The sequence below is a fragment of the Kitasatospora sp. NPDC059088 genome, assembly GCF_042738155.1.
In the GTDB taxonomy this organism is placed as follows: Bacteria; Actinomycetota; Actinomycetes; order Streptomycetales; family Streptomycetaceae; genus Kitasatospora.
Map to the genome: position 1 here is coordinate 104960 of NZ_JBHYGR010000006.1, position 4619 is coordinate 109578.

A 4619-nucleotide genomic window follows, 5' to 3' on the forward strand; every position below is an offset into this window, starting at 1 on the left:
GGCGGGGCGGGCCACCCCGGGCAGCGGCCCGCCGCGCGCGTGCTGGCCGGGCCGCGCAAACCCCCCCCCCCCGCGGGCGGCGCCCCCCCCGCTCCCGTGTACGGCGCCCGTACGGGCGGCACGCCGTGCGGGGCGGGCGGGCCCCGGCGAGACTCGGTCGCAGGGCGGGGGCCAGCACCATGAGAAACCCGAAGGAGCGGTCATGCCGGAGCCCGAGCCGCCGGACACGCCCCCGCGGCAGGGCGGCGGCCCCACCCTGCGCGAGGTGCTGCTGCACCGCGGCTACCTCGGGCTGCTGCTGGTCGCGGTGCTGGTCGGCGTCCCGATCTCGCTGGTCGCCTTCGGGTTCGTCGGCCTGGAGCACGAACTCCAGCACTGGATCTGGGAGAGCCTGCCGGACGCCGCCGGGTTCGACCGGGCGCCCTGGTGGTGGCCGCTGCCCGCGCTGGCGCTGGCCGGGCTGCTGCTCGCCCCGATCGTCACCCGGCTGCCCGGGCGCGGCGGCCACGTGCCGGTGGACGGGCTCGGCGGCGCGCCCAGCCTGCCCCGGGACGTGCCGGGAGTGGTGCTGGCCGCGCTCGTCGGCCTGCCGCTCGGTGCGGTGCTCGGCCCGGAGGCACCGCTGATGGCGCTGGGCGGCGGACTCGCGCTGCTCGCCGTCCGGGCGCCCGCCCGGGCCCGGAACCCGCGGGTCGTCCCGGTACTGGGCACAGCCGGGGCGGCGGCGGCGATCTCGACGATCTTCGGCAGCCCGCTGGTGGCCGCGGTGATGATGATCGAGGCGGCCGGGCTCGGCGGCCCCCAGCTGGTCGCGCTGGTCCTGCCCTGCCTGCTCGCCAGCGGCGTCGGCGCCCTGGTCTTCACCGGCTTCGGGCACTGGACCGGCCTGTCGATCGGCGCGCTCTCGCTGCCGCACGTGCCCGCGACCGGCACCCCCGACCCCGGGGACTTCCTGTGGGGGGTGCCGCTGGCGGTCGCGGTCACGCTGGTCTGCGTGGCCGGGCAGACGCTGGGCCGACGGGTCAAGGCCTTCACGGGCACCACGACCGCCCCGCGGACGGCGCTGCGCACCGCCGTCCGCACGGTCGGCTGCGCGGTCGCGGTCGGCGCCTGCCTCACCGCGTACGCGCTGCTCACCGGCCGCTCGCCGGAGGAGGCCGCGCTCTCCGGCCAGGCCACCCTGGGCGCGCTCGCGGCCGACCCGGCGGCCTGGCCGATCGGCGCGCTGCTGGCGCTGGTGCTGTGCAAGACGCTCGGCTGGGGCATCGCGCTGGGCAGCCTGCGCGGCGGGCCGATCTTCCCCGCCGTCCTGATCGGCGCCGCCCTCGGTGTGGCCTGCGCGCCGCTGCCGGGCCTGGGCACCGCACCGGCGCTGGCCGCCGGGCTGGCCGCCTCCGGCGCGGCCGTGACCAGGCTGCCGGTGACCAGTACCGTGCTGGCCACGATGCTGCTGGGCGGGCAGGCGGCGAACGCGATGCCGCTGCTGATCGTCTCCGCCGTGACGGCCTTCCTCACCGCCGAACTGCTGCGCGGCCGGGCCCGCCCCGCCCCGGAGGCAGCGACCCCGGCGCCGGTCCACCCGGCCTGACCCCTCGGTCCGCGGACTCGTCAACGTTCGGTGCCGTGGCTACCCCTCCGGGGGACGGAAGGTGAACATTCGCCGATTCCCCGGCCCCGCACCCGGTGCGTGGGCGATAACGGAGGGGCTCCTGGCCGACCCCATCCGAGGAACCGCCCATGCCCATCGCCCAGTACGGCGTGCTCGCCGCCACCGCCGTCGACCGCCGCCGCGAGGGCGCCACCGGCACCCCGCACTACCAGATCCACCTGCGCGACGCCGCCGGCACCGACTACCGCGCGGCCGTCAACGTGCTCTCCCAGCAGGCCCCTTCGAACCTGCTCTACTTCGCCGACGAGAACTTCCGGCACCCGGTGACCGCCCTCCTCCCGGCCGCCGGCAGCGGCTGGACGGCGCTGGACTCCCGTCCGGGCACGGCGAGTCTGGACTTCGTCCGCGGCAAGCTGTTCGACCACGCGGCGATGCACGTGCTGCCGCCCGACCTCCCCGGCCCGGACAACGACCTCGCCGACCTGCTCGACCACTACGTGCAGCACGCCATCGCCGACCCGAACGCCGCCCTGTACGTGTTCGGCCAGCGCTTCGGGCCCGAACCCGGCGTCCCCGACAAGGTGTTCGGCTTCCTGCCCGGCAACGGCGTGCACGACGTGCACATGAACCAGGGCAACAGCGGCCAGTTCCGCGGGGACGACGGGGTGTACCAGGACGGCGCCCTGCTGATCCACCTGCCGGACGAGAACCGCTGGGCGGCGGTGTTCCTCGCCTTCCAGTCCCAGTCCTGGCACACCGACGACCGCACCGGCCACGGCCTGCCGGGTTCCGTCCCGCACCCCGGCCGGGCCCCGCAGGACTCCCCCAACAGCCGGGCCTAGTGTCTCCGCCGGATCAGGTGGTGATCGGCGGATTGGGCCGGGTCAGCCCGCGGTCGTAGGCGAAGATCACGGCCTGCACCCGGTCCCGGGCGCCGATCTTCGCCAGCACCCGGCTGACGTGCGTCTTGACGGTCGATTCGGCCAGCACCAGCCGCTGGGCGATCTCGTTGTTCGTCCAGCCCTGGGCGATGGCCACCAGGATCTCCCGCTCGCGCTCGGTCAGCGCCTCCAGCCTCGGGTCCTCGACGGGCGCCGCGCCGACCGGGCGGACCGGCAGGTGGTGGGCGTAGGCGTCGAGCAGCCGCCGGGTGATCGCCGGGGCCACCACGGCGTCGCCCTCCGCGACGGCGCGGATCCCGGCGAGCAGTTCCTCCGGCCGCGCGTCCTTGAGCAGGAAGCCGCTGGCCCCGGCGCGCAGCGCGGCGTGCGCGTACTCGTCCAGGTCGAAAGTGGTGAGGACCAGGATGCGCGAGCGCCCGCCCTCGGCGACGATCCGGCGGGTGGCCTCGATGCCGTCCATGCCGGGCATCCGGATGTCCATCAGGACGACGTCGGGCCGCAGGTCGGCGGCGAGCCGGACGGCCTCGGCGCCGTGCGCGGCCTCGCCGACCACCTCGGTGTCGGGCTGGCTCTCCAGCAGCATCCGGAAGCCGTAGCGCTGCAGTGGCTGGTCGTCCACGATGAGGACGGTGGTCACGGGTGGCCGCCTGTCGGGTCGGGGGTGAGGTCCAGGACGGCCTCCACGGTCCATCCTGCCCCAGGGCCGGGGCCCGCCGTGACGCTCCCGCCGTACAGGGCGGCGCGTTCGCGCATCCCGGCCAGGCCGTGGCCCTCGCCGTCCGGGCGCGTCGGCGGGCGGGTGCCGCCGGGCGGGCCGGCGTCCTGGACGCGCACCCGCAGCCGGGTGGCGTCGACGGTCAGGGTGACGTGCGCCCGGGTGTCCGCTCCGGCGTGCTTGAGGGTGTTGGTGAGGGCCTCCTGGACGATCCGGTAGGCCATCAGCTGGACGCCGCGGTCCAGCCGGTCCGGGTCGCCGGAGACGGTGTACACCACCTGGGGGCCGGCCGCGCGGATCCGGGCGCACAGGCCGTCCACGTCGGCGATGCCGGGCTGGGGGTTGAACTCGGCGGCCTGGTCGGCCTGGTCGCGCAGCACGCCGAGCATCCGGCGCAGCTCGCCGAGCGCCTGGCGGCTGGTCTCGCCGATCAGTTGCAGCGCCTCCCGGCCGCGCTCGGGGTGGGTCTGGGCGGCGTAGGCACCGCCGTCGGCCAGGGTGACGATCACGGACAGGTTGTGGCCGATGATGTCGTGCATCTCGCGGGCCACCCGGGTGCGTTCGGTGGCGGTGGCCAGCCGGCTGCGCTGGTCGCGCTCGATCTCCAGCCGGGCCGCCCGCTCGCGCAGCCCGGCCAGCTGGGCGCGGCGGATGCGCACCGCGATGCCCAGGGCGACGCCCGCGGTGGCGGCGCTGACCAGGAAGAACAGGGCGTCCCCGACCGGCAGTCCACCGCCCGAGACCTCGACCGCGGCCAGCGCCATCGCCCCGACCATCAGCAGGCAGGACCAGGCCAGGTGCCGCAGCCGGCCGTGCAGGGCCAGGCTGTAGAGCGCCACCAGCAGGGCCGCGTCGGCGCGCAGGCCCACGCCCAGCGACCACTGCAGGACGAACACCGCCATGATCACCGCGAAGGCCACCGTGGGCCGGCGGCGGCGCCACAGCAGCGGCAGCACCAGGCCGGCCTGGAGGAGCAGCGTCCACGGCAGCGGCAGCCGGACCAGGTTGAGCCGGTGCTCGTGCGGCCCGGTGTCCCCGTGGCCGGCGTCCCCGTGGCCGGGGAACAGGTCGGGCAGGCCGAACATCAGGAACACCACGGCGACCACGGCGGCGTCCAGCACCCACGGGTGCGCGCGGTCCGCCTCGCGCAGCCGCTGGCCGATCCGGGCCAGCCGGGCGAACAGCGGGTGGCCGGACAGCGCGTCGGTGGTCGCGAACGGGCCGGCGGAGGCGGAGTGGTCCTCGCTCACCGGGGGTTCTCCCTGCTGGTCGGGGGCGGACGGACGGAACGGTGGGGGGGGGGGGGCGGGGCCGGCGCCCCCCCCGCAGAGGCCCCGCCCCGGGGGGGGCGGCCGGGGCCCGGGCCCCCGGGCCGGCGGGCGGGCGCCCCCCC

The 4619-nt window shown here is 76.8% G+C and carries 4 protein-coding genes; 2 read left to right on the forward strand and 2 right to left on the reverse strand.

Going from position 1 to position 4619, the window contains the following annotated elements; translation table 11 throughout:
- Nucleotides 1-202 precede the first annotated feature (202 nt).
- Together ACFWXO_RS04820 and ACFWXO_RS04825 are read left to right on the forward strand one after the other, a co-directional pair.
- The gene (locus ACFWXO_RS04820) at nucleotides 203-1588 is read left to right on the forward strand and encodes a chloride channel protein (RefSeq protein ID WP_380522259.1); all 1386 of its coding nucleotides are present in this window, start codon (nucleotides 203-205) and stop codon (nucleotides 1586-1588) included.
- A gap of 149 nt (nucleotides 1589-1737) precedes the next feature.
- Nucleotides 1738-2451, forward strand: a complete 714-nt coding sequence (locus ACFWXO_RS04825; protein WP_380522261.1) for a DUF2278 family protein — start codon at nucleotides 1738-1740, stop codon at nucleotides 2449-2451.
- A gap of 13 nt (nucleotides 2452-2464) precedes the next feature.
- Here ACFWXO_RS04825 and ACFWXO_RS04830 read toward each other — a convergent pair whose 3' ends face one another.
- Together ACFWXO_RS04830 and ACFWXO_RS04835 are read right to left on the reverse strand one after the other, a co-directional pair.
- Nucleotides 2465-3148 carry a response regulator gene (locus ACFWXO_RS04830; RefSeq protein ID WP_380399981.1) on the reverse strand — a complete coding sequence of 228 codons (684 nt, stop codon included), beginning with the start codon at nucleotides 3146-3148 and terminating at the stop codon, nucleotides 2465-2467.
- Nucleotides 3145-4476 carry a histidine kinase gene (locus ACFWXO_RS04835; RefSeq protein ID WP_380522264.1) on the reverse strand — a complete coding sequence of 444 codons (1332 nt, stop codon included), beginning with the start codon at nucleotides 4474-4476 and terminating at the stop codon, nucleotides 3145-3147. The genes ACFWXO_RS04830 and ACFWXO_RS04835 overlap by 4 nt, the downstream gene beginning before the upstream one ends.
- Between the last annotated feature and the right edge of the window lie 143 nt (nucleotides 4477-4619).

Excerpts from the sequence above, each read along its gene's own strand:
- ACFWXO_RS04820 (WP_380522259.1), top strand. The coding sequence starts at position 203 with ATGCCGGAGCCCGAGCCGCCGGACACGCCCCCGCGGCAGGGCGGCGGC.
- ACFWXO_RS04825 (WP_380522261.1), top strand. The coding sequence starts at position 1,738 with ATGCCCATCGCCCAGTACGGCGTGCTCGCCGCCACCGCCGTCGACCGC.